25 protein-coding genes and 1 pseudogene (1 of these 26 cut by a window edge) are annotated in these 26,798 nt (G+C 64.0%); 19 read left to right on the top strand and 7 right to left on the bottom strand.

The window, feature by feature from the left end; all coding sequences use genetic code 11:
- Positions 1-158 precede the first annotated feature (158 nt).
- From argJ to NKL06_RS20600, 5 genes are all read left to right on the top strand, one after another.
- Positions 159-1,400, top strand: coding sequence for a bifunctional glutamate N-acetyltransferase/amino-acid acetyltransferase ArgJ (gene argJ, locus NKL06_RS20580; RefSeq protein ID WP_023694001.1), 1,242 nt, complete (start codon positions 159-161; stop codon positions 1,398-1,400).
- A 29-nt stretch (positions 1,401-1,429) separates the two neighbouring features.
- A complete protein-coding gene (locus tag NKL06_RS20585; RefSeq protein WP_023713717.1) occupies positions 1,430-2,179 on the top strand; it encodes a GNAT family N-acetyltransferase in 750 nt (249 codons plus the stop codon).
- Positions 2,176-2,592 (top strand): 8-oxo-dGTP diphosphatase MutT, encoded by a 417-nt coding sequence (gene mutT, locus NKL06_RS20590; protein ID WP_023685791.1) that lies wholly within the window; start codon positions 2,176-2,178, stop codon positions 2,590-2,592. The genes NKL06_RS20585 and mutT overlap by 4 nt, the downstream gene beginning before the upstream one ends.
- Before the next feature lie 97 nt (positions 2,593-2,689).
- Positions 2,690-2,998 carry a hypothetical protein gene (locus tag NKL06_RS20595; protein ID WP_023694000.1) on the top strand — a complete coding sequence of 103 codons (309 nt, stop codon included), beginning with the start codon at positions 2,690-2,692 and terminating at the stop codon, positions 2,996-2,998.
- 127 nt (positions 2,999-3,125) lie between these two features.
- Positions 3,126-3,308: a Flp family type IVb pilin gene (locus NKL06_RS20600; RefSeq protein ID WP_023672984.1), complete on the top strand. Its 183-nt coding sequence runs from the start codon at positions 3,126-3,128 to the stop codon at positions 3,306-3,308.
- A gap of 12 nt (positions 3,309-3,320) precedes the next feature.
- On the opposite strand, the gene NKL06_RS20605 is transcribed toward NKL06_RS20600, so the two are convergent.
- Positions 3,321-4,193, bottom strand: a complete 873-nt coding sequence (locus NKL06_RS20605; RefSeq protein WP_023693999.1) for a methyltransferase domain-containing protein — start codon at positions 4,191-4,193, stop codon at positions 3,321-3,323.
- 72 nt (positions 4,194-4,265) lie between these two features.
- Here NKL06_RS20605 and NKL06_RS20610 point away from each other — a divergent pair, with 72 nt between their 5' ends.
- The 4 genes from NKL06_RS20610 (at position 4,266) to NKL06_RS20625 (ending at position 6,730) form a co-directional block, all read left to right on the top strand.
- Positions 4,266-5,051 (top strand): ComF family protein, encoded by a 786-nt coding sequence (locus tag NKL06_RS20610; RefSeq protein ID WP_196814130.1) that lies wholly within the window; start codon positions 4,266-4,268, stop codon positions 5,049-5,051.
- A gap of 22 nt (positions 5,052-5,073) precedes the next feature.
- A complete protein-coding gene (gene grxC / locus NKL06_RS20615; RefSeq protein ID WP_023672982.1) occupies positions 5,074-5,355 on the top strand; it encodes a glutaredoxin 3 in 282 nt (93 codons plus the stop codon).
- 86 nt (positions 5,356-5,441) lie between these two features.
- On the top strand, positions 5,442-6,308 hold the full coding sequence (locus NKL06_RS20620; RefSeq protein ID WP_023693997.1) for a carbon-nitrogen hydrolase family protein: 867 nt from the start codon (positions 5,442-5,444) through the stop codon (positions 6,306-6,308).
- Entirely contained in the window at positions 6,305-6,730 is a 426-nt protein-coding gene (locus tag NKL06_RS20625; RefSeq protein WP_023672980.1) for a DUF1178 family protein, read from the top strand. The genes NKL06_RS20620 and NKL06_RS20625 overlap by 4 nt, the downstream gene beginning before the upstream one ends.
- A 4-nt stretch (positions 6,731-6,734) precedes the next feature.
- Here the strand turns inward: NKL06_RS20625 and NKL06_RS20630 are convergent, their stop codons facing one another.
- Positions 6,735-7,220, bottom strand: coding sequence for a MarR family winged helix-turn-helix transcriptional regulator (locus tag NKL06_RS20630; protein WP_023672979.1), 486 nt, complete (start codon positions 7,218-7,220; stop codon positions 6,735-6,737).
- A 101-nt stretch (positions 7,221-7,321) separates the two neighbouring features.
- Here NKL06_RS20630 and NKL06_RS20635 point away from each other — a divergent pair, with 101 nt between their 5' ends.
- Positions 7,322-8,212, top strand: coding sequence for a DMT family transporter (locus NKL06_RS20635; protein ID WP_023693996.1), 891 nt, complete (start codon positions 7,322-7,324; stop codon positions 8,210-8,212).
- An 87-nt stretch (positions 8,213-8,299) separates the two neighbouring features.
- Here NKL06_RS20635 and NKL06_RS20640 read toward each other — a convergent pair whose 3' ends face one another.
- The 4 genes from NKL06_RS20640 to NKL06_RS20655 all read right to left on the bottom strand — a co-directional run bounded on the left by NKL06_RS20640 (position 8,300) and on the right by NKL06_RS20655 (position 11,629).
- A complete protein-coding gene (locus tag NKL06_RS20640) occupies positions 8,300-8,632 on the bottom strand; it encodes an MmcQ/YjbR family DNA-binding protein (RefSeq protein WP_023693995.1) in 333 nt (110 codons plus the stop codon).
- Between the two features lie 25 nt (positions 8,633-8,657).
- Entirely contained in the window at positions 8,658-9,407 is a 750-nt protein-coding gene (gene ubiG, locus NKL06_RS20645) for a bifunctional 2-polyprenyl-6-hydroxyphenol methylase/3-demethylubiquinol 3-O-methyltransferase UbiG (RefSeq protein WP_023672976.1), read from the bottom strand.
- A gap of 84 nt (positions 9,408-9,491) precedes the next feature.
- On the bottom strand, positions 9,492-9,791 hold the full coding sequence (locus NKL06_RS20650; protein ID WP_023693994.1) for an antibiotic biosynthesis monooxygenase family protein: 300 nt from the start codon (positions 9,789-9,791) through the stop codon (positions 9,492-9,494).
- Entirely contained in the window at positions 9,788-11,629 is a 1,842-nt protein-coding gene (locus NKL06_RS20655) for a CHASE3 domain-containing protein (RefSeq protein ID WP_023693993.1), read from the bottom strand. Before NKL06_RS20655 ends, NKL06_RS20650 begins: the two co-directional genes overlap by 4 nt.
- Before the next feature lie 245 nt (positions 11,630-11,874).
- On the opposite strand from NKL06_RS20655, the gene NKL06_RS20660 reads away from it, so the two are divergent.
- The 9 genes and pseudogenes from NKL06_RS20660 (at position 11,875) to NKL06_RS20700 (ending at position 25,455) form a co-directional block, all read left to right on the top strand.
- Positions 11,875-13,128, top strand: coding sequence for an aspartate kinase (locus tag NKL06_RS20660; RefSeq protein ID WP_023685777.1), 1,254 nt, complete (start codon positions 11,875-11,877; stop codon positions 13,126-13,128).
- Positions 13,129-13,211: 83 nt separating this feature from the next.
- Positions 13,212-15,482, top strand: a complete 2,271-nt coding sequence (gene ptsP, locus NKL06_RS20665; protein ID WP_023693992.1) for a phosphoenolpyruvate--protein phosphotransferase — start codon at positions 13,212-13,214, stop codon at positions 15,480-15,482.
- Positions 15,483-15,490: 8 nt separating this feature from the next.
- The gene (prfA, locus tag NKL06_RS20670) at positions 15,491-16,570 is read left to right on the top strand and encodes a peptide chain release factor 1 (protein ID WP_023672971.1); all 1,080 of its coding nucleotides are present in this window, start codon (positions 15,491-15,493) and stop codon (positions 16,568-16,570) included.
- Positions 16,563-17,441, top strand: a complete 879-nt coding sequence (gene prmC / locus NKL06_RS20675) for a peptide chain release factor N(5)-glutamine methyltransferase (RefSeq protein WP_023693991.1) — start codon at positions 16,563-16,565, stop codon at positions 17,439-17,441. Before prfA ends, prmC begins: the two co-directional genes overlap by 8 nt.
- Positions 17,442-17,745: 304 nt before the next feature.
- Positions 17,746-18,741 carry a DUF4167 domain-containing protein gene (locus NKL06_RS20680; RefSeq protein ID WP_023693990.1) on the top strand — a complete coding sequence of 332 codons (996 nt, stop codon included), beginning with the start codon at positions 17,746-17,748 and terminating at the stop codon, positions 18,739-18,741.
- 208 nt (positions 18,742-18,949) lie between these two features.
- Positions 18,950-21,556: an ATP-dependent chaperone ClpB gene (gene clpB, locus NKL06_RS20685; RefSeq protein WP_023672968.1), complete on the top strand. Its 2,607-nt coding sequence runs from the start codon at positions 18,950-18,952 to the stop codon at positions 21,554-21,556.
- Between the two features lie 71 nt (positions 21,557-21,627).
- On the top strand, positions 21,628-21,984 hold the full coding sequence (locus NKL06_RS20690) for an MmcQ/YjbR family DNA-binding protein (protein ID WP_023685771.1): 357 nt from the start codon (positions 21,628-21,630) through the stop codon (positions 21,982-21,984).
- Between the two features lie 292 nt (positions 21,985-22,276).
- Positions 22,277-23,793: pseudogene (locus tag NKL06_RS20695) on the top strand (L,D-transpeptidase family protein).
- A gap of 102 nt (positions 23,794-23,895) precedes the next feature.
- Positions 23,896-25,455 (top strand): MFS transporter, encoded by a 1,560-nt coding sequence (locus NKL06_RS20700; protein WP_023693988.1) that lies wholly within the window; start codon positions 23,896-23,898, stop codon positions 25,453-25,455.
- 173 nt (positions 25,456-25,628) lie between these two features.
- On the opposite strand, the gene NKL06_RS20705 is transcribed toward NKL06_RS20700, so the two are convergent.
- Positions 25,629-26,798, bottom strand: the 3' portion of a protein-coding gene (locus NKL06_RS20705) for a M23 family metallopeptidase (protein WP_023693987.1). Its footprint extends 801 nt past the window's final position; only the last 1,170 of its 1,971 coding nucleotides appear in the window; its start codon lies beyond the right edge, outside the window; the stop codon is at positions 25,629-25,631.

The raw sequence follows: 26,798 nt of genomic DNA on the forward strand, positions 1-26,798 counted from the left end.
TAACGCCAGAGGCCCCGGTGACGCCAACGGATTTGAAATGCAAGCTTAATCCCTGGTGGCTTGCCGACAGCGGCGGCCAAGAAAACGCCCTTGCGCCGGGCCGTGCTATCGGGCAAACCGGCCTTCGCCTAGCGTTTTTCCGTCGCCCGAGGTCCCCAATGTCCGCAACGATTTCGCCGCTCGCGCCGAAGAAATATCCCAAAATGCCTGCCATTGAGGGCGTGCGCATCGCCACCGCAGAGGCCGGGATCAAGTACAAGAACCGTACCGACCTCTTGGCCATGGTCTTCGATGCCGGCACAGCGGTTGCCGGCGTGTTCACGAAGTCGAAATGCCCCTCGGCGCCGGTCGACTTCTGCCGCGAGAACCTTGGCGCCGGCAAGGCGCGGGTGCTGGTCGTCAATTCCGGCAACGCCAACGCCTTCACCGGCAAGAAGGGCCGCGCCTCCACCGAACTGACCGGCGAGGCCGCGGCCAAGGCCGCAGGCTGCACGCCAGGCGAAGTGTTCCTCGCTTCTACCGGGGTAATCGGCGAGCCGCTCGACACCACCAAATTCAGCCATTTGCTCGCCGGACTGGTCAAGGACGGCAAGCCGGATCTGTGGACCGAGGCCGCAAAGGCCATCATGACCACCGACACCTATCCGAAAGTGGCGACAGCGACGGTCAAGCTCGGCGACACCGACGTCATCATCAATGGCATCTCCAAGGGCGCCGGCATGATCGCGCCCGATATGGCGACTATGCTGTCCTTCATCGCCACCGATGCGCCGATCGCCGCCCCCGTGCTGCAGGACTTGTTGTCGCGCGGCACGGCCAAGACCTTCAACGCCGTCACCGTCGACAGCGACACCTCGACCAGCGACACGCTGCTGTTGTTCGCCACCGGAGCCGCTGCCGAGCGCGGCGCGCCCGCCATCAGCGATCCCAAGGATGCGCGTCTCGGCGCGTTCCGCCGGGCGCTGGGCAAGGTGCTCAAATCGCTGGCGCTGCAAGTGGTGCGCGACGGCGAGGGCGCCCGCAAGCAGGTCGAAGTCACCGTTACCGGCGCCAAATCGGCGCGCTCGGCCAAGCGCATCGCGCTGTCCATCGCCAATTCGCCGCTGGTCAAGACGGCGGTTGCCGGCGAGGACGCCAATTGGGGCCGCGTCGTCATGGCCGTCGGCAAGGCCGGCGAGCCGGCCGATCGCGACCGGCTGTCGATCTGGTTCGGCGACAACCGTCTGGCGCATGAGGGCGAACGCGACCCGGGCTACTCCGAGGAAGCGACCTCGGCCTATATGAAGCGCGACGACATTCGCATCCGCGCCGATATCGGTATCGGCCGCGGCAAGGCGACGGTGTGGACCTGCGACCTCACCAAGGAATATGTCGCCATCAATGGCGATTACCGGAGCTGATGGAGTTGGCTTCCAGGCATCCGGCAAGCATGCTCGCCATCGTGCGCCGCTACGAGGCTGCGGGGTTTCGCGCCTGGCCGGCGGCGGCCGTGCATTATGACGGCACCTGGGTGGTGCGGCTGACAGCCGGCCATCCGGCCAAGCGGCTGAACTCGGTCAACCCGCTCGATCCCGGCGACACCCAGCACATTGCCGAGCGCATCGGCCGCGCCAGCCGGCGCTTCGACGCCTATGGCAGGCCGCTGACCTTCCGCATCTCGCCGCTGTCGGGGCCGGACCTAGCCAAGCATCTCGACAATGAGGGCTGGAGCACATTCGACGAATCCCTGGTGATGCGGCTGCCGCTGGCGGACGCGCAACTGGCGCCGGCCATGGACCAGATTCCGCTGAAGGATATCAGCCGCTTTCTCGGCGCGTCGCTCAAGGTTAGCGGCTCGGATGCATCGCTGCGGCCCGGTCTTTCGGAAATCATCGGCGCCATCCAACCCGAAGTCGGGCTGTTTGCGCTGGAGGAAGGGGCCGACCCTCTGGCGGTGCTGATCTGCGTCCATGACGGCGATCTTGCCGGCCTGTTCGAGATCGCCACCGCCAAGTCGGCGCGCAATCAGGGCCATGGCCGCAACCTGATCCTGTCGGCGCTTAAGTGGGCGAGGCTGCGTGGCGCTCGCGAAGCCTGGCTGCAGGTCGAGGCCGGCAATGCGCCGGCGCTGGCGCTCTATCGCTCGCTGGGCTTCGACGAAGTCTATCGCTACCACTATCGCCGGCCGCCGGGCGCATGAGCGAGATCACCGGCAAACGCCTGCTGCTGGTCGCCGCGTGCGCGCTGGTCGATACCGATGGGCGGGTGCTTCTGGCGCAGCGGCCCGAGGGCAAACAGCTTGCCGGCCTGTGGGAATTTCCCGGCGGCAAGGTAGAGCCAGGCGAGACGCCGGAACAATGCCTGATCCGCGAACTGCAGGAAGAAATCGGCATCGAGACTGACATTCCTTGCCTGGCGCCGCTCACCTTCGCCAGCCATTCCTATGATGATTTCCATCTCCTGATGCCCCTGTTCGTCTGCCGCCGCTTCCGCGGCATCGCGCAGCCCAGGGAAGGGCAGGCGTTGAAATGGGTGCGGCCAAAGCAGATGCGCGACTATCCCATGCCGCCGGCCGACGCGCCGCTGATCCAGTTCCTCATCGACCTGTTGTGATACAAAGCCATTTCGCGGTCTGATCTAGCCAGCGTTAATGGAAGATTTATCTCGTCGTGAAAAATTGCGGCAAAGCGGGTTCGCGGGGAGCGATTGCATGAGCCTCGACAGGGAATGGGACTCGATCCGGCCAGATCGCAGCTTTCGCGCCGCCGGCGTCGGCTTATTGCGCGTCACGCTGTTGTTCGGCTCTGCCGCAGTGGCGCTGGCGCTGATCGCGGTCCCCGTGCTGGACAACCAGACGCGATCATCCAGCCGCGATGCTCTTGCAGGCGGTCTCGACCCGATGAGCACGGGTTCGATCGGCTCGCGGGCCACCTATACGCTGCGCAGAAGCGTGCTGCAGCCCTCACCGAGCTCAGTCTGCATCATCCGCGCCGACGGCCAACGCAGCGGCGACTGCTGACCAACAAGGTCGACACCAGCTTGAGAACTTCCTCAACGCAGGCCCATTTCACAGCCTGTTAAGCTTGTGCCGTTAACCTTTCTTAACAGGTCGGCGATATGGTCGGGGATGAGAGGGATCGACGATCATGAAGCCATTGCTGCGCCGATTTTTGCAGGACGAAACAGGCGCCACGGCCATTGAATATGGCCTGATCGTTGCGGTGCTGTCGCTTGCCATCGTCGGGGGTGTCGGCAAGGCCAGCAATGCGATCCAGTTTCTGTTCAGCGACAACAACAGCAGGCTCGCAAACGCCTTCGCCGAGCACTGATCCGGAGCGCCGTCACCGCCCGCCGGGGTTTTCCAGTATCGTCTTCAGCGAGACCTTCGCCGAACCCGGTTTCAAGGGCTTTTGCTGCGAGGCATCGGGCGCCCAGCCCGACATCCAGACGATGGAAAAGCTTGCCCTGATGCGGCCATCAGCGTCCGAAAAGCGTTCGGCATAGATTTCGGCGGCACGGGTAAAATGCTTTCGCGCTCCCGGTCGCCGGCTGCGATCGGTCAGCGCGCTGGTTTCGCCCATCGCCCTGAGATCGGCAATGAGGTCGAAGAGGGTATCGTAGCGGACGGTCACCGTTTCGACGTCGGCCACCGGCAGCGCCAGTCCGGCGCGCTGCAGCAGTGCGCCGGCGTCGCGAACATCGGTGAAGGGGATGACACGCGGGCTGGCGCCGCCATAGAGTTCGGTCTCGGCGGCGAGCAGGCTTTCGCGCAATTCGGAAAGCGTGCCGGCGCCGGCAAAGGCGCCGAGGAAAAGCCCGTCGGGCCGCAGAGCGCGGCGGATCTGCACCAGCATGCCGGGAATGTCGTTCATCGCCTGCAACGACAGAAGTGAAACGACGAGGTCGAGGCTTTCCGGCTGGAACGGCACTGTTTCCAGCGGTGCTATCAGCCCTGGCCGGCCGTCCAGAAACGCTGGATCTGCCTCGACGCGCACGATCTCCGCTGCCTTGCCGCTTGCAGCGACCACGTCCGTTGCGTCCGGCGTCTGGCAAAACAGCACCGCGGCCTTGCCGAATTTCCGCTCGACCGCGCCGAGCCGGTCGGCAAGGTCTTCCGCCGCCCGCCGCATCAGAAAATCCGCGCCGGCTACGGGGTGGGCCAGCGCCCTGCGCTTGCGCACCAGCCAAAGTTCAGTATCGATGATCGGCTGCAACGGTAGACATCCCTGTTCGTCTGTCTAGTGATATCCTGGCGCGGACGACAAAACCACGTGGCCGATCCGGTGATGGAGATCAAGAGCCTCGCTCAAATCATGTTGAAACTGGCCATGTTGGACTGGCCGGCGCGGATGCTGTTCCCGCCGGTCTGTGCCGGCTGTCGCAGGCACGTCTCGCAACCCGGCGTTTTGTGCGGTGCCTGCTGGCCGAAGCTGAGGCTGCTGGAGCGGCCATGGTGCGCGGTGATGGGCACGCCATTCACCCACGATATGGGCGAGGGGTTCCTGTCGGCCGAGGCGATCGCCGATCCGCCGCCGTTCGAGCGGGCGCGGGCGGCCGTGGCCTATTCCGGTGTCGCCCGCCAGATGGTGCAAGGGCTGAAATACCAGGACCGCACCGATCTGGCGCCATGGATGGCGCGCTGGATGCTGCGCGCCGGGGCCGAGCTAGTTGCAGACGCCGATGTCGTCGTGCCGGTGCCGCTGCACTGGCGGCGCTTCTTTCGACGGCAGTTCAACCAGTCGGCGGAGTTGGCAAGGGCGGTTGCGCAGCTTAGCGGGCTGCCTTTCTCGCCCTCGGCGGTCCGGCGCGTCAAGCTCACGCGCCAGCAGGTCGGGCTGGAGCGGCAGGAGCGAGAGGACAATGTGCGCGCCGCCTTCCGTGTGCCTGCGGAAGCCGAAATCGAGATCACTGGGCGCCGCGTGCTTCTGGTCGACGATGTCTACACCACCGGCGCTACCGTGCGCTCGGTCGCCAAGGCGCTGAAGAAGGGCGGCGCCGGAGCGGTCGATGTGCTGACCTTTGCGCGTGTCCTGCCGGGGGACTTTCGGGCCGACGAGTCCGCGACTATATAAGGTCAAGGAAAGGCAAGGACCGATGCTCGATGTGACGATTTACACCCGTATGATGTGCGGCTATTGCGCGGCGGCCAAGCGGTTGCTCGACCGCAAGGGCGTCGCCTACACCGAGCATGACGCTTCGTTTTCGCCGGAATTGCGCCAGGAAATGATTTCGCGGGCGCATGGCCGCTCGACCTTTCCGCAGATTTTCATCGGCGACACGCATGTCGGCGGCTCCGACGACCTCCACGAATTGGAGGCACGGGGGCAGCTGGATAGGCTGCTTGCCAACGGCTCGACGACAAAGAGCGGTTCGTAGCGCCGCTCTATGTCTTTGTTTTTACGCAATTCCGGACGGAAAACCGTTACACACTTTTCCTGGAATTGCTCAAAGAGGACGTGACGATGGGTGTTTTCAAGGCGGCGGCGATCCAGATGCGTTCGGGCGAGAGCCCTGAGCGCAACGCGATCGATCTCGAACGGCTGGTGCGCGAGGCCGCAGGCCTCGGTGCAACCTACATCCAGACCCCGGAAATGACCGGTGCGCTGATCCGCGACAAGGAAGCCAGGGCTGCTTCCTTCACCTCGGAAGACAAGGACATCGTCGTGGCGACCGCGCGCAAGCTCGCCAGCGAACTCGGCGTCTTCTTGCATATTGGCTCTACCGCCATCCTGCGCGCCGACGGCAAGCTCGCCAACCGGGCGCTGCTGTTTGGGCCGGACGGCGCGACGCTCGCCACCTACGACAAGATCCACATGTTCGACGTCGATCTCGACAATGGCGAAAGCTGGCGCGAATCCGCCGCCTATGAGCCGGGCACCGAAGCGGTCGTCACCGAGATCGACGGCGCCAGGCTGGGCTTTGCCGTCTGCTACGATCTACGCTTTCCACAGCTGTTCCGCGCCGAGGCGATGGCCGGCGCCGACCTCTTGTCGGTGCCTGCCGCCTTCACTCGCCAGACCGGCGAAGCGCACTGGCATGTGCTGCTGCGAGCCCGTGCCATCGAGAACGGCGCCTATGTGGTTGCTGCAGCACAAGGTGGCCTGCATGAGGATGGCCGCGAAACCTATGGCCATTCGCTGATCGTCGACCCATGGGGTCGCATCATCGCCGAGGCCGACCATGACGATCCGGAGGTGATCATCGCCGAGATCGACACGGCGCAGTCGTCGGCCGCGCGTAAGAAAATCCCCAATCTCAAGAACGCGCGTGATTTTGCCGTCAATGCCGGCGCAGTGGAAGCGCCGCGGCTCAGGGGCGCGGCTTCGTGATCCGCTTTGCCCTGATCTGCGAGCACGAGCACGAATTCGAGGGCTGGTTTCGCAGCAATGACGATTTCGACACGCAGAAGAAGCGCGGCTTCGTCGATTGCCCGAGCTGCGGCTCGCACAAGGTGCAAAAGGCGCTGATGGCGCCAGCCGTCTCCACCGCGCGGAAGCAGGAAACAATTGCGCTGGCCATGGGCGAAACCCAGAAGCAGGCTTTGGCGCAACTGAAGGCGATGGCCGAGAAGGTGCGCGAGAATGCCGACTATGTCGGCGACAAGTTTGCCGAGGAAGCGCGCAAGATCCATTTCGGCGAGAGCGATGCGCGCGGCATCTATGGCGAGGCGACGTTGGACGAAGCCAAGAGCTTGGCCGAGGATGGCATCGATTTCATGCCGATCCCGAGTTTTCCCGAGGAGCGCAATTGAGCGATCAGCTGGCGCTATCGATCAATTTGCCAAGCAACTGAGCCAGTGCCCCCCGCTCCGTGCCGGTGAGCCCGGCGAGGATTTCATGCTCGTTGGCGACGTGGGCGGTCAGGGCTTCGTCGATCAAGGCCAGACCTTTTTCGGTCAGTTGCACGACAATGCCACGCCGGTCGTTGGGGTGCGGGCCGCGCAGGATCAGTCCGGCCTTCTCAAGCCGGTCGAGCCGGTTGGTCATGGCCCCAGAGGTCACCATCGTCGCCTCGTATAGAGCGGTCGGTGTCAGCGCGTAGGGCTGGCCGGAGCGGCGCAGCGTCGCCAGCACATCGAATTCGCCGGCCTGCAGTCCGAAACGGGCAAACAGCGGGGCGAGGCGCTCGCGGGCGATTAGCGACGAGGCTTCGTTCAGCCGCCCAAGCACCAGCATTGGCGACACCTCCAGGTCCGGCCGTTCCCGCTTCCATTGCTCCACCGCCTTTGCCGCGCGATCCATTTGTCTCACCGCTAAGTATCTTGACGTTAAGAATCTTTGTGGTATGCTACCTCAAGATACAGTTTCGACCCAGTGCCGCAAGTGAGTGACGGGACCATCCGATGAAATTTCTCTGGGAATCGGCGCTTGGCCTGCTGGTCGTCACCGGCGGCCTGCTCGGCCTGACCTTGCCGTTCGGCAAGCTGGCGACGGCTGCCGGCGTTCCGGCCATGGTCTGGGCCTTCGTCATCTCGTTCGGCGCCGGGGGCGTGCTGCTGTGCGCGTTGCTCGCGAACGGCGAGCGCATGCGGCTCACCTCGCACAGACTGCGCTATTTCTTCATCACCGCCGCCGTGTCCTACGCCGTGCCCAATCTGCTGATGTTTTCGGCTATCCCGCATCTCGGCGCCGGCTATACCGGCATCATGTTCACGCTGTCGCCGGTCATCACACTGGTGTTTTCGATCCTGCTCGGCGTTCGACGGCCAAATACGCTCGGCAGTATCGGTATCGCCGTCGGCTTCATCGGCGCCGTCATGGTGGCAGTGACGCGCGGCGAGGCCGGCCAGCCGGCCGATGTCTACTGGGTGCTGGTCGGACTTTTGATCCCGGTCAGCCTTGCCGCCGGCAATATCTATCGCACCGTCGACTGGCCCGAAGGCACCGGTCCGATCGAACTGGCCGTCGGCAGCCACCTGGCCTCGGCGACGCTGCTGCTGATCGGCATTCTCGCGCTGTTCGGCGTCGGCGCTTTCGCCCCGCTCAGGGCCGTGCCGCTGGTTGTCGTGGCGCAAGTCGCTTCGGCCTCGGCGATGTTTGCCTTCTTCTTCCGGCTGCAGGCCGTGGGCGGTCCGGTGTATCTCAGCCAGATCGGCTATGTGGCGGCGGCCGTCGGCCTGTTTGCCGGAACCATCTTCCTCGGCGAGCACTACCAGTTGCTGACCTGGGCCGGCGCGGTGATCATCACCATCGGCGTGATCATCACCACCAAGGCGCAGAGCCAGAAGGCATAGGGTCTTTGGTTTACGCAATTCCCTAGGCAAAGCGCTATGCGCTTTTCCCGGGAAAACCGCTTCACACTTTGCTCGAACTGCTCAAGCTTAAATTTGGCTCGCGTCGAGGCGCTTCCGTAGCGCCGGCGGGACGACGTTTCGCCAGGCCGTCCGAACGGCGCTGCGGAATGTCTGTTCGTCGCAGGCTTCGAGCATGATCGACGTCCATCCCTTTTGGCCCCAGCCGCCTGTCACGGGCCTGAAAACCGATGGCTCAGCCGCGGCCATCATCTCTTGCTGGTCGCGGTCGAGCTTGACGACAGCACGGTCGGCTTCGGGCAGAGAGACGAAGATACGGTTGCGGACGCGGAAGTCAGCCTTGCCGAAATGCGATTGCTCGACCGTTTCGGGAAGATCGAGCGCCAGCTCTCGGGCCCTCATAGTGTCCACGGCCGCCCCCTTTCGTTCAGACCGATCGTTTTTCCGCCAGCACCATATAGTTGACGTCCATGTCCTTGGAGCGTGCCCAGCGGTCGGCGAGAGGATTGTAGGTCACGCCGGTGCGGTCGATGATGGTCATGGCGGCGCTGCCAAGCGCCTTTTCAAGCTCTTCGGGCCGCACCAGCTTGCCGAACTGGTGGGTGCCGCGCGGCAGCCAGCGCAGCACATATTCGGCGCCGATGATGGCCAGGCCCAGTGCCTTCAGCGTGCGGTTGATGGTGGCCACGAACATGATGCCGCCGGGCTTGACCATCTCGCCGCACTTACCGATGAACAGGTCGACATCGGCAACATGCTCGACGACTTCCATGTTGAGGACGACGTCGAATTTCTCGCCGGAATCGGCCAAATCCTCAGCGGTCGTAGCGCGATAATCCACCGTCACGCCGCCTTCGGCCGCGTGCAGCTTCGCCACCTCGATGTTGGTTGCCGAGGCGTCGGCGCCGACCACTTCGGCGCCAAGCCTTGCCATCGGCTCGCACAACAACCCACCGCCGCAGCCGATATCGAGGAAACGCAGGCCTTCGAACGGCCGCGCCGCCCGCGGATCGCGGCCGAAGCGCGCCGCCACCTGGTCCCGGATATAGGCAAGCCGGACCGGGTTGAATTTGTGCAGCGGACGGAATTTGCCGTTCGGGTTCCACCATTCGGCGGCAAGCGCGGAAAAGCGTTCCACTTCTCCGGCATCGATTGTCGATCGTCGGGCCTCTGGCATAGGGCGGGTCTCCTCGGACGCTAGGAAGTCGGGTGCCGGGGCAAGAAAGTCAAGGCCCGTTTTTGCGACTGCTGGCTAGTCGACCTATGGCCTCGAGATCACAATCGCCGCATGTTCCATCGCAACACTTGCGGGATCGATGGCCCGCATCGCTTCGCAATCGCCGATCTCGGCCATGATCCGGCCTGCGGCGGCGAGAGCCTGCTCGCGACTTCGCCAGCGCACCACATCGACCCATCCGCCATCGTCCCGCCGCGCCAGGCAGCGGTTTACGAAACCAGGTTGCCGCGCCAGCCAGTCGGCGACCAGGTCGTTGGCGGCGGCAAAGCCCGCTTCCGCTCCAGGCTTGAGGCGAAAGGTGACGATTTCCAGGGTCTCGGTCATTTTGCGTCCAGCACGTCGCGCAATTTCGCCGCCAGCTGCTCGATGGTGAAGGGCTTGGCCAGGAAATGCACGTCATGGTCGAGCACGCCATTGTGGACGACGGCGTTCCTGGTGAAGCCGGTGGTGAAGATCACCTTCAGCTTCGGCATGCGCGCCAGCGCCTCCTCCGCGAGCTTGCGGCCATTCATCACCGGCATGACGATATCGGTGAACATGAGCGCCACACCAGGGTTGTCGCCCAGCTTTTCCAGCGCTTCCTGGCCGCTTGCGGCATGAATGACGGTGTAGCCGAGTTCGCGCATGGCATCCGTGGTGGAAGCCCGCACGCGTGGATCGTCCTCCACGACAAGGATGGTTTCGGTGACCGGCACGGCAGGATTTCCGGCTCGTTCCGAAGATATGGCGGCCTCTTCCGGGCCGAAGAAGCGCGGCAGGTAGATCCTGATCGTGGTGCCTTGGCCGGGTTCCGAGTAAATCTTGACGTGTCCGCCGGACTGTTTGACGAAGCCGAACACTTGGCTCAGCCCGAGGCCGGTGCCCTTGTCGACCGGCTTGGTGGTGAAAAATGGCTCGAAAGCCCGCTCCATGACGTCCGCCGGCATGCCGGCGCCGGTGTCGCTGACCGCAATCATTACATACTGGCCGGCTTTGACCTCGGCATGGGTGGCGGCGTAGCCCTCGTCGAGGTGGCTGTTGGCGGTCTCGATGGTCATCTTGCCGTCCTCGCCCATGGCGTCGCGCGCATTGACCGCCAGGTTGAGAATGGCATTTTCGAGCTGGCTCGAATCGGCATGGGTCTTCCACAGGCCGCCAGCCAGCACGGTTTCGATGCGGATGGTTTCGCCGAGCGCCCGCCGAAGCAGGTCCGACATGCCGGCGACCAGACGATTGGCGTCTACAACCTGAGGCGCGAGCGGCTGCTGGCGCGAGAAGGCAAGCAGCCGTGACGTCAAGTTTGCGGCCCGGGTCGCCGCATCGGTCGCCGCTTCGATGAATTTCATGATGTCGTGCTCGCCCCGCGTCAGCTTGCGCTGGGCGAGGTTCATGGCGCTGATGATCACCGCCAGCATGTTGTTGAAATCGTGGGCGATACCGCCGGTCAGCTGGCCCACAGCCTCCATCTTCTGCATCTGGCGGATCTGCGATTCGGCCTTTTCACGCGTCTGGATTTCGTTGCCGAGCTCGATGTTCTTGCGCATCAGCTCTTCCTGGGCGATCGCCACTGCGCGGAACCGGCGGCGCGAAAGGCGAACCGTGTAGGCGCCAAGCAGGAAGATCGCCAGCAGCGCCGCTATCGAGCCGATTCGCAGCCAGTTTTCGACCCGGTCGGTATGAGCGTCGCGCGCGGCGATGGCTGCGCCGCCAATGCGCCGGATCGTGTCCATGCTGGCCCGGATCTGGTCCATGGCGGCCTTGCCCTGGCCGCTGCGGACCAGTTCCAGAGCTTTTGCCGCATCGCCGCGATCGTAGAGTGCAATCGTCTCAGCCAATTCGGCCTGGTTTTGTGAAAGCGCGTCCTTGACGTGGTTGATCTGCTGCACGAGTTCGTCGTCCGGCGCGGTCATGCCGTCGATGCGGGCAAGCTGGCCCGGAATGGCGTCGACCGCCTGCCGATAAGGCTGGAGGTAGGATTTCTCGCCGGTCAGGAGATAGCCGCGCTGGCTGGTCTCGGCCTCCTGAGCCATCGCAAGCAAACCGGAAAGCAATTCCTGATACTCGACCGCCTCGCGCGCGGCCTCACGATTGGCTCTCTGGGTCTCGACCAGCACGGCGCGTGTGCCGACGATCAACGCCAGCACGGCGAAGCCGATGAACAGCGGCAGCGATTGCCACCGCATGGCGCGTCGAAGGCGAACAATCATTCGATATGCCGGACCAAAAGGAGTTTCCCGCGGGCAGCATTTGGTAAGCGGCGGCGGGGCCGAACGCAATATGCCGCGATCCTGAAGCCGGCATCCGCCGCCAGCCTTGCGAAACCGTGATCATTTGGCTAAGGAGGCGCGCATTCAGCGGCCGGCTTCTGTCGAGCGCTTACTTCCCCTTTCGGTCCTGGGCCGGCTTCAGTCAAAGGCATTTCGCTTCCATGGCGCGCATCGTGATGAAATTCGGCGGAACCTCCGTCGCCGACATCGCCCGCATCCGCAATGTGGCGCGTCACGTCAAACGCGAGGTCGATGCCGGCCATGAGGTCGCTGTCGTGGTTTCGGCGATGGCGGGCAAGACCAACGAACTGGTTGGCTGGACGCGCGAAGCCTCGCCCATGCACGACGCGCGCGAGTATGACGCCGTGGTCGCCTCGGGCGAGCAGGTGACTGCCGGCCTGCTGGCGATCACACTGCAGAATATGGGCGTCCATGCCCGCTCCTGGCAGGGCTGGCAGATCCCGATCAAGACCGACAACGCGCATGGCGCGGCGCGCATCCTCGACATTGACGGCGCGTTCCTGATCAAGCGCTTCGGCGAGGGCCAGGTGGCTGTCGTCGCCGGCTTCCAGGGCATCGGCCCGGACAACCGCATCGCCACGCTCGGCCGCGGCGGCTCCGACACAAGCGCGGTGGCCATTGCCGCGGCGGTCAAGGCCGACCGTTGCGACATCTACACCGATGTCGACGGCGTCTACACCACCGATCCGCGCATCGAGCCGAAGGCGCGGCGGCTCAACAAGATTTCGTTCGAGGAAATGCTCGAAATGGCGTCGCTCGGCGCCAAGGTCTTGCAGGTGCGCTCGGTCGAGCTTGCCATGGTGCACAGGGTGCGTACGTTCGTGCGGTCGTCCTTCGACGACCCCGATGCGCCCGGAATGGGGGATTTGCTCAATCCTCCGGGAACGCTCATTTGCGACGAGGAAGAGATCGTGGAACAGCAGGTCGTCACCGGAATTGCCTACGCCAAGGACGAAGCGCAGATTTCTCTGCGTCGCGTCGGCGACCGCCCGGGCGTTGCCGCCGGCATTTTCGGCCCGCTGGCCGAGGCCAACATCAATGTCGACATGATCGTCCAGAACATCTCAGAGGACGGCAAGTTCACCGACATGACCTTCACCGTGCCGTCCGGCGACGTGGACAAGGCGTTGGCCGTGCTGGAGCGTCTGAAGGCTTCGATCGGCTATGACGTGGTGCAGTCGGAAGCCGGCATGTCGAAGGTTTCGGTCATCGGCATCGGCATGCGCAGCCATGCCGGTGTGGCCGCCACCGCTTTCAAGGCGCTGGCCGACAAGGCGATCAACATCCGCGCCATCACCACCTCCGAGATCAAGATTTCGATACTGATCGACGGTCCCTACACGGAACTCGCGGTTCGTACTTTGCATTCCGTGTACGGTCTGGATAAGCAGTAGCGAGAGCGATTTGAGTTGTTGCGTGTGCGCCGGTCGCAGTGGAAACTGCGGCGGGCAAAATGCCCATTGGAGAAGAAGCCGCGATGCGTGATACGGCCAGTGGCCCGCGCGTTCTGCTGAAACGGCTCCGCGAGCTCATGCAGGAGCCGCTGGAGCCGCAGGAGCGGCTCGACCGGATCGTGCGCGACATCGCCTCCAACATGGTCGCCGAGGTCTGCTCGCTCTATGTGCTGCGCGCCGATTCGGTGCTCGAACTCTATGCCACCGAAGGTCTGAACCCGAACGCCGTCCATTTGGCGCAACTGCGGCTGGGGCAGGGCCTCGTCGGCACCATTGCTGCGAGCGCGCGGCCGCTCAACCTCTCCAATGCGCAGGAACATCCGGCCTTCGCCTACCTGCCGGAGACGGGCGAAGAGATCTACAATTCCTTCCTCGGCGTGCCCGTACTCAGGGCAGGGCGCACGCTGGGCGTGCTGGTGGTGCAGAACAAGACCATGCGCCACTACCGCGACGACGAGGTCGAGGCGTTGGAAACGACCGCCATGGTGATCGCCGAGATGATCGCCACCGGGGATCTCGCGCGCCTGACCCGGCCCGGCCTCGAACTCGACCTGCGCCGTCCCGTCAGCTTTACCGGCCTGTCCTTCAACGAGGGCGTCGGCCTCGGCCATGTCGTGCTGCATGAGCCACGCATCGTCGTCACCAATCTGTTCAACGAGGACAGTGAGGAAGAGGTGCGCCGGCTGGAGACGTCGCTCGGTTCGCTCAGGCTTTCCATCGACGACATGCTGGAGCGGCGCGATGTCGCCTTCGAGGGCGAACATCGCGAGGTGCTCGAAGCGTATCGCATGTTTGCCAACGACCGCGGCTGGGTGCGTCGGCTGGAAGAGGCGATCCGCAACGGCCTGACAGCGGAAGCGGCGGTGGAAAAGGTCCAAAGCGACATGCGCGCCCGCATGCTGCACATGACCGATCCTTATTTGCGCGAGAGGATGAGCGACTTCGACGATCTCGCCAACCGGCTGCTGCGCCAGCTGATGGGGCGCGGGCCTGACGACGTAGCGGCGTCACTGCCGAAGGATGCCATCCTGGTCGCGCGCTCGATGGGCGCGGCCGAACTGCTTGATTATCCCAGGGACAAGCTGCGCGGCGTGGTGCTGGAAGACGGCGCTGCCACCAGCCATGTCGTCATCGTCGCGCGCGCCATGGGCATTCCGGTCGCCGGCCAGATGAAGGGCGCCGTTTCCATGGCGGAAAACGGCGATGCCATCATCGTCGACGGCGAGGAAGGCACCATCCATCTGCGGCCGCAGCCGGACCTCGAAGCCGCCTATGCCGAAAAAGTGCGCTTCCGGGCGCGCCGGCAGGAAGTCTACCGGGAACTGCGCAAGAAGCCGTCGGTGACCAAGGACGGCGTCCAGGTCGACCTGCTGATGAATGCGGGCCTGGCGGTCGACCTGCCGCAGCTGGCCGAGGCGGGTGCCGCCGGCATCGGCCTGTTCCGCACCGAATTGCAGTTCATGGTCGCCTCGACCTTCCCGCGCGCCGAGGCGCAGGAGCGGCTCTACCGCGACGTGCTGGACGCGGCGCGCGGCAAGCCGGTCACCTTCCGCACCATCGACATCGGCGGCGACAAGGTGCTGCCCTACTTCAAGGGCGCCATCCAGGAAGAAAACCCTGCGCTCGGCTGGCGCGCGATCCGGCTGACGCTCGACCGGCCGGGTCTGCTCAGGACTCAGATCCGCGCTCTGCTGAAGGCCTGCGGCGGGCGCGAACTGAAGCTGATGCTGCCGATGGTGACCGAACTCGGCGAAATCGCCCAGGCGCGCGAGATCATCGACCGCGAAGTGCGGCATCTCTCCCGCTTTGCCCACCATCTGCCGACCAGCCTCAAGGTGGGCGCCATGCTGGAAGTGCCGTCGCTGCTGTTCCAGCTCGACGAGTTGATGAAGGCGGTCGATTTCGTCTCGGTCGGCTCCAACGACCTGTTCCAGTTCGTCATGGCGGTCGATCGGGGGAACACGCAGCTCTCCGACCGCTTCGACACGCTTTCGACGCCTTTCCTGCGGGTTCTGAAGCAGATCGCCGACGCCGGGGTTCGCAACCACACGCCGGTGACGCTGTGCGGCGAGCTTGCCGGAAAACCCATTTCCGCCATGGCGCTGATCGGCCTTGGCTACCGCTCGATCTCGATGTCTCCAGCCTCGATCGGCCCGGTCAAGGCGATGTTGACCGAACTGCCACTGGAAGAATTGGAGGCTTTCTTTGCCGACAATCTGATGGCGCCAGCTCAAGGGCTGCCGATGCGGGCGCTGCTGCAGGCCTTCGCCGACGACCGCTCCATCCCGCTATAGCATTAGCCATGGTCAATCTTCCCCGCGAGCGTATGGATCAGGTCGTCAAGCGTTTCGAGATGCTCGAAGCGCAGATGTCGGCCGGCCCGGCGGCCGATGCCTATGTGAAGATGGCCTCGGAATATGCCGAGCTGCAGGACATGGTGGCCAAGGTCAGGGAACTGCGCTCAGTCGAGCGCGAGCAAGCCGACCTCGAGGCGATGCTTGCCGACAAGGGCACCGATGCCGAGATGCGGGCCCTGGCGGAGGCAGATCTGCCCGGCGTCGAAGCGCGTATCGAAGAGCTGCAGAAGGACATCCAGATCCTGTTGTTGCCCAAGGATGCGGCCGACGACAAGAACGCCATCCTTGAAATCCGCGCCGGCACCGGCGGCGACGAGGCGGCATTGTTCGCCGGCGACCTTTTTCGCATGTATGAGCGCTATGCCGCCGAACGCGGCTGGCGCTTCGAGACGGTGTCGGCCAGCGACGGCGATGCCGGCGGCTTCAAGGAAATCATCGCCACCATTTCCGGTAGGGGAGTCTTTGCCCATCTGAAATTTGAATCCGGCGTGCACCGCGTGCAGCGCGTGCCGGCGACCGAGGCCAGCGGGCGCATCCACACTTCGGCGGCGACGGTGGCCGTACTGCCGGAGGCCGAAGAGGTCGACATCGACATTCGCGCCGAAGACATCCGGATCGACACGATGCGCGCCTCGGGTTCGGGCGGCCAGCACGTCAACACCACCGATTCTGCGGTGCGCATCACCCATTTGCCGACCGGTATCATGGTGGTGCAGGCGGAGAAGTCGCAGCATCAGAACCGGGCGAAAGCCATGCAGATCCTGCGTGCGCGGCTTTACGACCTCGAGCGCAGCAAGGCAGACGAGGAGCGCTCGGAGTCACGCAAATCGCAGGTTGGTTCGGGCGACCGTTCGGAGCGCATCCGCACCTACAATTTCCCGCAGGGCCGCCTTACCGACCATCGTATCAACCTGACGCTCTACAAGCTCGACCGGGTGATGATGGGCGAGCTCGACGAGGTCATCAATGCGCTGATCGCCGACCATCAGTCGAAGCTGCTCGCCGATATCGGCCTCGATGGCTGACATGTTGCCCGGCGCGCTCGGGCCGTTGTTGCGGGCGGCGCGGGAGCGGCTTGCCGCGGCCGGCCTTTCCGACCCGGCGCTGGATGCCAGGCTGATCGTCGAACATTTTTCCGGCACGGACCGTACGCAGGCGATCGCCGACCCGCAACGGACGGTCGATGCGGGTGCGGTTGCCGCAATCGGCGCTGCTCTGCAGCGCCGCATGGCCTGCGAACCGGTGCACCGCATCCTCGGGTTTCGCGAGTTTTACGGCCTGCGGCTGTCGCTGTCGCCGGAAACGCTGGAGCCGCGGCCGGACACCGAAACGCTGGTCGAGGCGATCCTGCCTTTTGCCGGCGCGACGGCCAAAAGGCTGGGGGAATGCCGTATCCTCGATCTCGGCACCGGTACCGGCGCGATTGCGCTGGCGCTGCTCAGCGCGGTTCCGGCCGCGACCGCCACCGGGGTCGATATTTCACAAGACGCGCTGGCAACCGCGATACGCAATGCCGAGCAACTCGGACTCGCCGGCCGGTTCGTGGGGCTGCAGTCCGACTGGTTCGAAAAAGTTTCGGGCCGATACCATGTAATTGCCGCAAACCCTCCCTATATATCGTCTGGAGACATTGGAAATCTGCAGGACGAGGTCCGCGATTTCGATCCGCACAGAGCCCTTGATGGCGGTGTGGACGGTCTTGGCCCCTACAGGATCATCGCCGCCGAGGCGGCAAAGTTTCTGGAAGCAGAAGGCAAGATAGCGGTCGAGATCGGCCACACGCAGCGCAATGAGGTCAAAGACATATTCGCGGCAGCCGGCTACAGGCTGGCCGGGGCATTTGTCGATCTTGGCGGAAACGACAGGGTTCTTATGTTTGAACAGGGAAAGCCTTGACGCAGTGCAAAAAAGCGCTTGGCAATGCCGGGGAATGCGGCTAGGGTCCGCCCTAACCGGATGAGACGAAGCAGGCAGTGCTCTTAGCGATTCGGTTTTCCTTGGAAATAGCTGCCTTCTTGCGCAAACGACGCCCAAGCTTCGTGCGGGAATCGTCCGGCAAGTGATGTAACCGGAACAGGATGACACGTGGCGCCAACGCAATTGATGCGGGCGAACGCCGGTGAAGAAACGAAACGGCTGGCTGCATGAGCGCCTCCGTTCGCGAAACGTTTTTCGAAAATTTCAAAATGAAGAGAGTCTTATGAGGCCACAACAGCAGAACAGGCGCATGCGCGGTCGCAACAACAATGGCGGCGGCGGTGGCAACAACAATAACAACAACAACAACCGCAAGGGCCCAAATCCCCTGACGCGCAACTACGAGAGCAACGGCCCGGACGTGAAAATCCGTGGATCGGCTCAGCAGATCGCCGAAAAATACGCCACTCTGGCCCGTGATGCGCAAAGCGCCGGCGACCGGGTTATGGCGGAAAATTACCTCCAGCACGCCGAGCACTACAACCGCATCATTGCCGCCGCACAGGCGCAGATGCCGATCCAGAATGCCCCGCAGAACCGCGACGAATTCGACGACGATGAAGATCGCGACGATTTTGACAATGCCGGCAGCGGCAATGGCGGCGAGACTCAAGCGCCGATGGCGAACCACGGCAACGGTCCGCAGCCGACGATTGAGGGCACGCCGGCCGAACTCGCATACGGCCAGGAAAACGGCCGCGAGAACAACAGTGGCCGTGATAATAATGGCCGTGACAATAATGGCCGCAACAACAACGGCCGCGACAACAATGGCCGCAACCGTGACCGCCGCCCCAATGGCGGCTATGGCCAGAACGACCAGCGTGGCGACTTTGCCCAGCGTGGCGAGCAGAACGGCCAGCGCGGCGACCAGCAGCGCTTCACCGAAACCCCGGCACAGGCGGAAACCGTTTCCGCCGTTGAGCCCGAAGCCGAGAGCGGTTTCTCCGAGCCGGCGCCGCTGTACGAAAACCTGTCGCCGGCGGCTCTTGCCGCCCGGGCCGAACTCAATGAGGCAGCCGCCGAGAGCGGCGCTGCCCGTCGCCCGCGGCGTCCGCGCCGCCCGCGCAACAATGCCGATCAGGTCGGTGACGAACAGTCTGGTGGTGGCCAGGTGGTGGATGGCGCCGGCGAGACCGCTGCCGCTGTTGACGTGGTGGATGCGGCGCCGGCCGAAAGCCCTGCCGGCGACCCGTTCGCCGTCGACGCCAACAACTGACCCACAAGACATAAGTCGATGAAACGGCGGAGAGAAATCTCCGCCGTTTTCGTTTGCTCGGCCATGCAATATCATCAGCCGGACGTCTTGAGCGGCAATGGCTTGCGCCCCATATCTGGCGTGAACTGGACCCGGCTCGGATGAGCGGGTCCGTCACCGCAATCTGATCCGGTGCCGCAAAGCGGGCCGGTGATGGAAGGAGACAGATATGAACCTCGAGAAATACTCCGAGCGCGTCCGCGGATTCATTCAGTCCGCCCAGACCATGGCGCTCTCGCGCAATCACCAGCAATTCACTCCCGAACATATGCTGAAGGTCCTCGTCGATGACGACGAGGGGCTGGCCGCCTCGCTGATCGAGCGCGCCGGCGGCAACGTGCGCGACGTCAAGCTTGGCGTCGAGACCGCCCTTGAGGCCATGCCCAAGGTGGAAGGCGGCAACGGCCAGCTTTATCTGGCGCAGCCGCTGGCCAAGGTGTTTTCGACCGCCGAGGAATTGGCCAAGAAAGCCGGCGACAGTTTTGTCACGGTCGAGCGGCTGCTGCAGGCGCTGGCGATGGAGAAGTCGGCCAAGACGGCCGATATCCTGTCCAAGGCCGGCGTCACAGCGCAGGCGCTGAACCAGGTGATCAACGACGTCCGCAAGGGCCGTACCGCCGATTCGGCGAGCGCCGAGCAGGGCTATGACGCGCTGAAGAAATACGCGCGCGACCTCACCGCCGATGCCCGCGCCGGCAAGCTCGACCCTGTGATTGGCCGTGACGACGAGATCCGCCGCACCATCCAGGTGCTGTCGCGGCGTACCAAGAACAACCCGGTGCTGATCGGCGAGCCGGGCGTCGGCAAAACGGCGATCGCCGAAGGTCTGGCGCTGCGCATCGTCAATGGCGACGTGCCCGAATCGCTGAAGGACAAGCAGTTGATGGCGCTCGACATGGGCGCGCTGATTGCCGGCGCCAAATATCGCGGCGAGTTCGAGGAGCGGCTGAAGGCCGTGCTCAACGAAGTCACCTCGGCGGCCGGGGGCATCATCCTGTTCATCGACGAGATGCACACGCTGGTCGGCGCCGGCAAGGCCGATGGCGCCATGGACGCTTCGAACCTGTTGAAGCCGGCGCTGGCGCGCGGCGAACTGCACTGCGTCGGCGCGACCACGCTCGATGAATACAGGAAGCATGTCGAGAAGGACGCGGCCCTTGCCCGCCGGTTCCAGCCGGTCTTCGTCAACGAGCCGTCGGTGGAAGATACCGTGTCGATCCTGCGTGGCCTGAAGGAGAAGTACGAGCAGCACCACAAGGTGCGCATCTCGGATTCGGCGCTGGTCGCGGCGGCGACCTTGTCCAACCGCTACATCGCCGACCGTTTCCTGCCGGACAAGGCGATCGACCTTGTCGACGAAGCCGCGTCGCGGCTGAGGATGCAGGTCGATTCCAAGCCCGAGGCGCTGGACGAGATCGATCGCCGCATCATGCAGCTCAAGATCGAGCGCGAGGCACTGAAGGTCGAGAAGGACGAGGCGTCAAAGGACCGGCTCGCGCGTCTCGAAAAGGAACTCGTCGGCCTCGAGGAGGAATCGACCGAGATCACCGCCAAATGGCAGTCGGAGAAGCAGAAGCTTGGCCTCGCCGCTGACCTCAAGAAGCAGCTCGACGCGGCCCGCAACGACCTCGCCATTGCCCAGCGCAAGGGTGAATTCCAGCGCGCCGGCGAGCTTGCCTATGGCAAGATCCCGGAACTGGAAAAGAAGCTGAAGGAAGCCGAAGCCCAGGACGGCAAGGCCGGCATGGTCGAAGAGGTGGTCACGCCCGACCACGTCGCCCATATCGTGTCGCGTTGGACCGGCATTCCGGTCGACAAGATGCTGCAGGGCGAGCGCGACAAGCTGCTGCGCATGGAAGACGAGATCGGCAAGCGAGTCGTCGGCCAGGGCGAAGCGGTACAGGCGGTGTCCAAGGCCGTGCGTCGTGCCCGGGCCGGGCTGCAGGATCCGAACCGGCCGATCGGCTCGTTCATGTTCCTCGGACCGACCGGCGTCGGCAAGACCGAACTGACCAAGGCGCTGGCCAATTTCCTGTTCGACGACGAGAGCGCTATGGTGCGCATCGACATGTCGGAATACATGGAGAAGCACTCGGTCGCCCGGCTGATCGGAGCGCCTCCCGGTTATGTCGGCTATGAGGAAGGCGGTGCGCTGACCGAAGCGGTGCGGCGCCGGCCCTATCAGGTCGTGCTGTTCGACGAGATCGAGAAGGCGCATCCGGATGTCTTCAACGTGCTGTTGCAGGTGCTCGACGACGGGCGGCTGACCGACGGGCAGGGCCGCACGGTCGACTTCCGCAACACGCTGATCGTCATGACGTCGAACCTCGGCGCCGAATATCTGGTCAATCTCGGCGAAGAGCAGGACGTCGATGCCGTGCGCGACGAGGTTATGAGCGTGGTGAGAGCCTCGTTCAGGCCGGAGTTCCTCAACCGCGTCGACGAGGTGATCCTGTTCCACCGGCTGCGCCGGCAGGATATGGGCCGCATCGTCGAGATCCAGCTCAAGCGGCTGGAAAGCCTGCTCGCCGACCGCAAGATCACACTGTCGCTAGACCAGGATTCGATCGACTGGCTGGCGGCGAAGGGCTACGACCCGGCCTATGGCGCGCGGCCGCTGAAGCGGGTGATGCAGAAGGACCTGCAAGATCCGCTGGCGGAAAAAATCCTGCTTGGCGAGATACTCGACGGCTCGACCGTCAAGGTCACCGCCGGCTCCGACCGGTTGAATTTCCGGTCCAGGCCCACTGTGGTGCCGACCGACGCGGCAGCCTGATCCAACGCCGCGCGTCCGACCGGACGCGCGGCATTTTCTTATGAAACAACAATCCTTTGACGGGGGTGCAGATGACGCTGGACGACTACAACAGCTTCTGCGCCTCGCTGCCGCAGACGACGCATGTCGTGCAGTGGGGCGGGGCCGATGTCTGGAAAGTCGGTGGCAAGGTCTTCACCATCGCCGGCCATGACCGGGAGGGTGGCGTCTTCGTCACCTTCAAATGCTCTGAAATGGCTTATGACGTGCTGAAGGATCAGCCCGGCTGCCGGCCGGCGCCCTATCTCGCCTCGCGCGGCATGAAATGGATCCAGCGTCAGACAAGCCAGAGCATGGATGATGATGCGCTGAAGGACTATCTCGGCGAAAGCCACCGCCTCGTCGTCCTCAAGCTGACGAAGCAGACGCGCAAGGAATTGGGCCTGTAGCAACCAGTAATCCGCCATCTTCATGCCCGGTTCATGTTGGAAAGCTTATGTTGTGGTTTGCTGGCGAAGGGGTTTGCCTGCAGGCTTTTGACGATCAGGGCGTTCCTTGCGCATCCAAACGGTGGCGAGAACGTTCTGGTGGGAACACTGCCGGGCGGCGGCAATTACGCATGACCCCGAAAATCGAAATTCGATTTTCGGAAAGGATCATGCGCAGACATGAAGTGTTACAGCGTCCTTTGCGCGTCCAAACGGACGCGCGGCGCTGTAAGTACCGGAGAGTTTGACCACCATGTTCCGCACGATCCTTGCCTTTTCGGTGCTCGCCCCGGGCTGCTCACGTCCAGCGCCATGGGATCGCCGACTGTGGACAACGCACTGCCGGCCGTCCGCGCCGCCGATAGCGGCGGCATTGTGCTTGCCCAGGACGGCAATCTCGACATCTATTACGACGCCAGGGGCAACCGCGTCATCGTCGATGCCGAGACCGGCAAGGTCATCGCCATCCAGCCGCCGCAGACCAGGCTCGACCGCCGCGCGCTGCGCCGGGAAATGCGGGCACGTGAGCTTGGACGCGCACCGGTCGAAGACGACGACCGCTACTATCTCGACGATCCCGAAGACATGGCGCGTTTCCGCCGCAGGCAACTGGACGATCAGGGACGAATCCCCGGCCCGCCGGTTGATGAATACGATCCTGAAAGCGACAGATTCCTGGGGGCCGCTCCGCAGGATGATGCCAATGACAGCGACACCTATCCGGAAGCGCCGAAATCCGCTGAACCGCGGCCCGTCAAGCGCCAGCCGCTGAACGAAGCCTCTATCGATCCCGCCGAACCGGCGGCGCCCGCCGACCAGGCCGCGCTGCCGCCGAAAGCCGGTGGCAAGACCGTGGTCGATCCCTCGCTTTCACTCGGCGCACGCCAGGATGTAGCCGCCTTGCAAGTGCTGCTCGACCGCGCCGGCGCTTCACCCGGCGTCGTCGACGGGCGCTTCGGCTCCAATGTCGACAAGGCGCTTGCCGCCTATAACCAGATCACCGGCAGCAATCTGCGCTCGACCGACGCGGTCGGCATCCAGGCTGCGCTGGCGCAAACCGGTGGCGATGCTTTCGCCAATTATACGATCACGCCCGAGGACGCGGCCGGGCCTTATGTCGCCTCGATACCGGAGGATTACAGCCAGAAGGCGCAGCTCGACCGCATGGCTTACACCTCCGTCACCGAAGCCCTGGCCGAACGGTTCCACATGGACGAGAACTACCTGAAGGGGCTCAATCCCGAGGCCGACTTCAGCCGTCCCGGCACCATCATCAAGGTCGCCAATTTCGGCAGGCTGGTGGCGATGCCGGTTGCCCGCATCGTCGCCGACAAGGACAAGAAGCAGGTGTTCGCCTATGACGCCGGTGGCAAGCTGGTCGCGGCCTATCCGGCCACCATCGGTTCAGCCGACACGCCCTCGCCGACCGGCACCCATACGGTGTCGCGCGTCGCGCTCGATCCGAACTACACCTACAACCCCAGCATCAATTTCAAGCAGGGCCAGAACGACAAGATCCTGACCATCCCGCCGGGTCCGAACGGCCCGGTCGGCTCGGTGTGGATCGCGCTGGACAAGCCGACCTATGGCATTCACGGCACGCCCGATCCCTCCAAGATCGGCAAGACCGAAAGCCATGGCTGCGTGCGCCTGACAAATTGGGATGCGCGTGAACTGGCCAAGCTGGTGTCGCCGGGCGTCACCGTCGAGTTCGTCGGCGGTCCCTCGGCCGATGATGTTGCGGAGCAAGTGAGCGCTCCAGCGCAGTGATATCGGCCTGCCCATAAGGCAGGCCGATATCCAAAGCTGGATTCATGAGCGCAGGGTGCTGGCTGGTTGTTGCCGGCCCGCAACAAGTCTAAGCAGACGCTCATGAAGTCTCCGAGCGAAGCCGCAGCCGTTCCCCTGACCAGGTCGCTTTCCAACGGTACATTTTGCCCGCAGTCGCAGCGCAAGTTCGTGCTGGTAGCGGCGATCCTGGCGTCAGCGCTCGGCTTCATCGACGGGTCGATCCTGGCCATTGCCATGCCGGCAATGCGCGTCGACCTCGGCGCCAGCCTGGCCGAGGTCCAGTGGATTTCCAACGCCTATGCGCTGACGCTGTCGGCGCTGATTCTGGCCGGCGGCGCCGCCGGCGACCGGTTTGGCCTCAGGCGCGCCTTCGTTGCCGGCATTGCGCTGTTCATCGTCGCTTCGCTGGCCTGCGCGGTGGCGCCGAATGCGCTGGTGCTCATCGCCTTTCGCGCCATTCAGGGCATTGGTGCGGCGATCATGGTGCCGGGCAGCCTCGCCATCATCGCCAAGGCCTATCCGAAGAAGGAGCGCGGCCGGGCGATCGGCATCTGGGCCGCCGCCTCGGCGCTGACGACTGCGCTCGGTCCGGTGCTCGGCGGCTTCGTTCTGTCGGCCTTTGGCGGCGGTATCTGGCGGGCGATCTTCGCCGTCAACCTGCCGCTCGGGCTGATCTCGATCTATCTCCTGCTGGCCAAGATTCCCGCCGACGCGCCGACGGAGAAGCGAAGCCTCGATCTCGGCGGCGCCGCTCTCGCCACGCTTGCCTTCGGGGCGCTTGCCTACGGACTGACCTCGATGAGCGCCGAAGGCAGCGGGCTGATGTCGGGGCCGAGCATCGCCGCAGGCGCCGTGCTGCTTATCATCTTCATCGTCTTCGAGCTTCGGCAGCGCGAGCCGATGATCGATCTCAAGCTGTTTCGGATCGGCGCCTTTGCCGGCGCCAACCTCGCCACCTTCTTCCTGTATTTCGCCCTGTCGGCCAATCTGTTCTACCTGCCGATGCTGTTGATCGCCGGATGGGGGCTGAGCACCAAAGAGGTCGGTTTCATCTTCCTGCCGCTGTCGGCGTCGATCGCGCTGCTGTCGGGTCTCGTCGGCCAGTGGTCGGATCGCATCGGTCCGCGTTTTCCGATCGCCAGCGGCTGCCTGGTAGTTGCCATCGCCTTTGCCGGGCTGGCTTTGCTCACTCATGCCGGCATGCACAATTTCTGGACCGGTATCTTTCCGCTGATGGCCGTGATGGGGCTCGGCATGGCGCTGGTGGTGTCGCCGCTGTCGACGGCGGTCATGACCGCGGTCGAGGACAAGGATACCGGCGCCGCTTCCGGCATCAACAATGCGGTTTCGCGCATTGGCGGGCTGATTGCTGTGGCGGCGATGGGCTCGCTCGCGGCCTGGGTCTATTCGACGATGCTCGATACCAGCGCTAGGCCGGGCATTCCGGGATTCGGCGAACCGGCATTGGCCGGCCTGGCGCCAGACCTTGATGCAACACGGCTCGCCGCCAGCGATGCGGCGTTCGCGGCCGTGTCGACAGTGACGGCCGTGCTTTGCCTGCTTGCCGCTATTATCGCCTGGGCCACCGTTTCGGGGCAAAAGCTGCCTTGGTCACGAGCCGAAGAGGAGCAGTCGACCTGATTCGGAGCCGACCCGATTCGGAATGCTCTGATGGGGCGATTATGATTCGCCGGCGTCGAGTGTGACGGCTTAAAGCGCGTCGCGCTGAAACGGATTCATACGACGCGCTTTAAGTGTTTGTTTTGAGGCATGTCGTTGTCCCAGAACCGCGGCACACTTCTGGGCGACATGCATTAGCCTTCGATCTTGGCGCTCGCGACCTTCAGCGGATTGCTGTCTTCCTGCTTGAGCAGTTCATCGATGCGCTCGCGCTCGCGCTTGAAAGCGACCAGGTCGTCGCCCTTCAGCACCTTGCCGACCGGCAGGCGCACGCGCATCGGGTCGACCTTGGTGCCGTTGACGATCAGCTCGTAGTGAAGATGCGGGCCGGTGGAGAGGCCGGTCTGACCGAGGAAGCCGATGGTCTGGCCCTGGCGGACATGAACGCCCGGTTCGATGCCTTTGGCAAAGGCGCTCTGGTGATTGTAGGAGGTCTCGTAGCCATTGGCATGGCGGATGATGATCTGTTTGCCGTAGCCGCCGGCCCAGCCGGCCTTTTCGATGGTGCCGTTGCCGGCGGCGATGATCGGCGTTCCGATCGGCGCCGCCCAGTCGACGCCGGTATGCATGCGGACATAACCGAGGATCGGATGTCGGCGGGCGCCGAAGCCGGAGCGGAATTTCCCGGCCGGCAGGGGATTGCGCAGCAGGAACTGCTCGGCGCTCGATCCGTCCTCGTCGAAATAGTCGGTCGAGCCGTCCTGCATCTGGAAGCGGTAGAAATTGCGTGTCTGGCCGCCGAAGGTCGACGAGACATAGAGCAGTTCCGATTCGTCGGAGGCCTGGTCGTCGCCGTCCGGCTGCGAGAACAGCACGTCGATGCGGTCCGATGGATTGAGCCTGGACTGGAAGTCGACGCCGGAGGCCAGGAGCTTGACCAATTGCTGGGTCAGCTTCTTCGACATGCCATAGGAATAGGCGGCGCGGTAGATGCCGTCATAGACGTTCGGCAGATTGCCGCGCACCACCACCGGCGCCGACGAATCATCGAACGCTGTCAGCAATTCGGGGTTCGGCTCCGGTTCCTGCGCCGGCACGTACTGGCCGCGGTCGTCGAGCGCGATGGTGACGATGTGCGTTGTCTTGTCATAGACGCTGGTGCGAACGACCTTGGCGGCGTCGCCATGTACCTCGAGCCCGACGCGCAGCACGGTTCCGGCCTTCAGCGCCGGTGCGTTGAGCAGCTTGCCGATCGCCTCCGCCATGCCGGTGGCGTCATCGCCCGTATAGCCCGAATCAGCGAAAGCCTCGGCAATGTCGCGGTCCCTGGTGAAGGGAATGATTTCCTCGGCGAAAGCCGGGGT

The sequence above is a fragment of the Mesorhizobium sp. C268A genome (assembly GCF_040324475.1).
Taxonomy (GTDB): Bacteria; Pseudomonadota; Alphaproteobacteria; order Rhizobiales; family Rhizobiaceae; genus Mesorhizobium.

What these genes read in the sequence shown, in the direction of transcription:
- argJ (WP_023694001.1), top strand. Translation starts at nt 159, where the DNA reads ATGTCCGCAACGATTTCGCCGCTCGCGCCGAAGAAATATCCCAAAATG.
- NKL06_RS20585 (WP_023713717.1), top strand. Translation starts at nt 1,430, where the DNA reads ATGCTCGCCATCGTGCGCCGCTACGAGGCTGCGGGGTTTCGCGCCTGG.
- mutT (WP_023685791.1), top strand. Translation starts at nt 2,176, where the DNA reads ATGAGCGAGATCACCGGCAAACGCCTGCTGCTGGTCGCCGCGTGCGCG.
- NKL06_RS20595 (WP_023694000.1), top strand. Translation starts at nt 2,690, where the DNA reads ATGAGCCTCGACAGGGAATGGGACTCGATCCGGCCAGATCGCAGCTTT.
- NKL06_RS20600 (WP_023672984.1), top strand. Translation starts at nt 3,126, where the DNA reads ATGAAGCCATTGCTGCGCCGATTTTTGCAGGACGAAACAGGCGCCACG.
- NKL06_RS20610 (WP_196814130.1), top strand. Translation starts at nt 4,266, where the DNA reads ATGGAGATCAAGAGCCTCGCTCAAATCATGTTGAAACTGGCCATGTTG.
- grxC (WP_023672982.1), top strand. Translation starts at nt 5,074, where the DNA reads ATGCTCGATGTGACGATTTACACCCGTATGATGTGCGGCTATTGCGCG.
- NKL06_RS20620 (WP_023693997.1), top strand. Translation starts at nt 5,442, where the DNA reads ATGGGTGTTTTCAAGGCGGCGGCGATCCAGATGCGTTCGGGCGAGAGC.
- NKL06_RS20630 (WP_023672979.1), bottom strand. Translation starts at nt 7,220, where the DNA reads ATGGATCGCGCGGCAAAGGCGGTGGAGCAATGGAAGCGGGAACGGCCG.
- NKL06_RS20635 (WP_023693996.1), top strand. Translation starts at nt 7,322, where the DNA reads ATGAAATTTCTCTGGGAATCGGCGCTTGGCCTGCTGGTCGTCACCGGC.
- NKL06_RS20640 (WP_023693995.1), bottom strand. Translation starts at nt 8,632, where the DNA reads ATGAGGGCCCGAGAGCTGGCGCTCGATCTTCCCGAAACGGTCGAGCAA.
- ubiG (WP_023672976.1), bottom strand. Translation starts at nt 9,407, where the DNA reads ATGCCAGAGGCCCGACGATCGACAATCGATGCCGGAGAAGTGGAACGC.
- NKL06_RS20650 (WP_023693994.1), bottom strand. Translation starts at nt 9,791, where the DNA reads ATGACCGAGACCCTGGAAATCGTCACCTTTCGCCTCAAGCCTGGAGCG.
- NKL06_RS20655 (WP_023693993.1), bottom strand. Translation starts at nt 11,629, where the DNA reads ATGCGGTGGCAATCGCTGCCGCTGTTCATCGGCTTCGCCGTGCTGGCG.
- NKL06_RS20660 (WP_023685777.1), top strand. Translation starts at nt 11,875, where the DNA reads ATGGCGCGCATCGTGATGAAATTCGGCGGAACCTCCGTCGCCGACATC.
- ptsP (WP_023693992.1), top strand. Translation starts at nt 13,212, where the DNA reads ATGCGTGATACGGCCAGTGGCCCGCGCGTTCTGCTGAAACGGCTCCGC.
- prfA (WP_023672971.1), top strand. Translation starts at nt 15,491, where the DNA reads ATGGTCAATCTTCCCCGCGAGCGTATGGATCAGGTCGTCAAGCGTTTC.
- prmC (WP_023693991.1), top strand. Translation starts at nt 16,563, where the DNA reads ATGGCTGACATGTTGCCCGGCGCGCTCGGGCCGTTGTTGCGGGCGGCG.
- NKL06_RS20680 (WP_023693990.1), top strand. Translation starts at nt 17,746, where the DNA reads ATGAGGCCACAACAGCAGAACAGGCGCATGCGCGGTCGCAACAACAAT.
- clpB (WP_023672968.1), top strand. Translation starts at nt 18,950, where the DNA reads ATGAACCTCGAGAAATACTCCGAGCGCGTCCGCGGATTCATTCAGTCC.
- NKL06_RS20690 (WP_023685771.1), top strand. Translation starts at nt 21,628, where the DNA reads ATGACGCTGGACGACTACAACAGCTTCTGCGCCTCGCTGCCGCAGACG.
- NKL06_RS20700 (WP_023693988.1), top strand. Translation starts at nt 23,896, where the DNA reads ATGAAGTCTCCGAGCGAAGCCGCAGCCGTTCCCCTGACCAGGTCGCTT.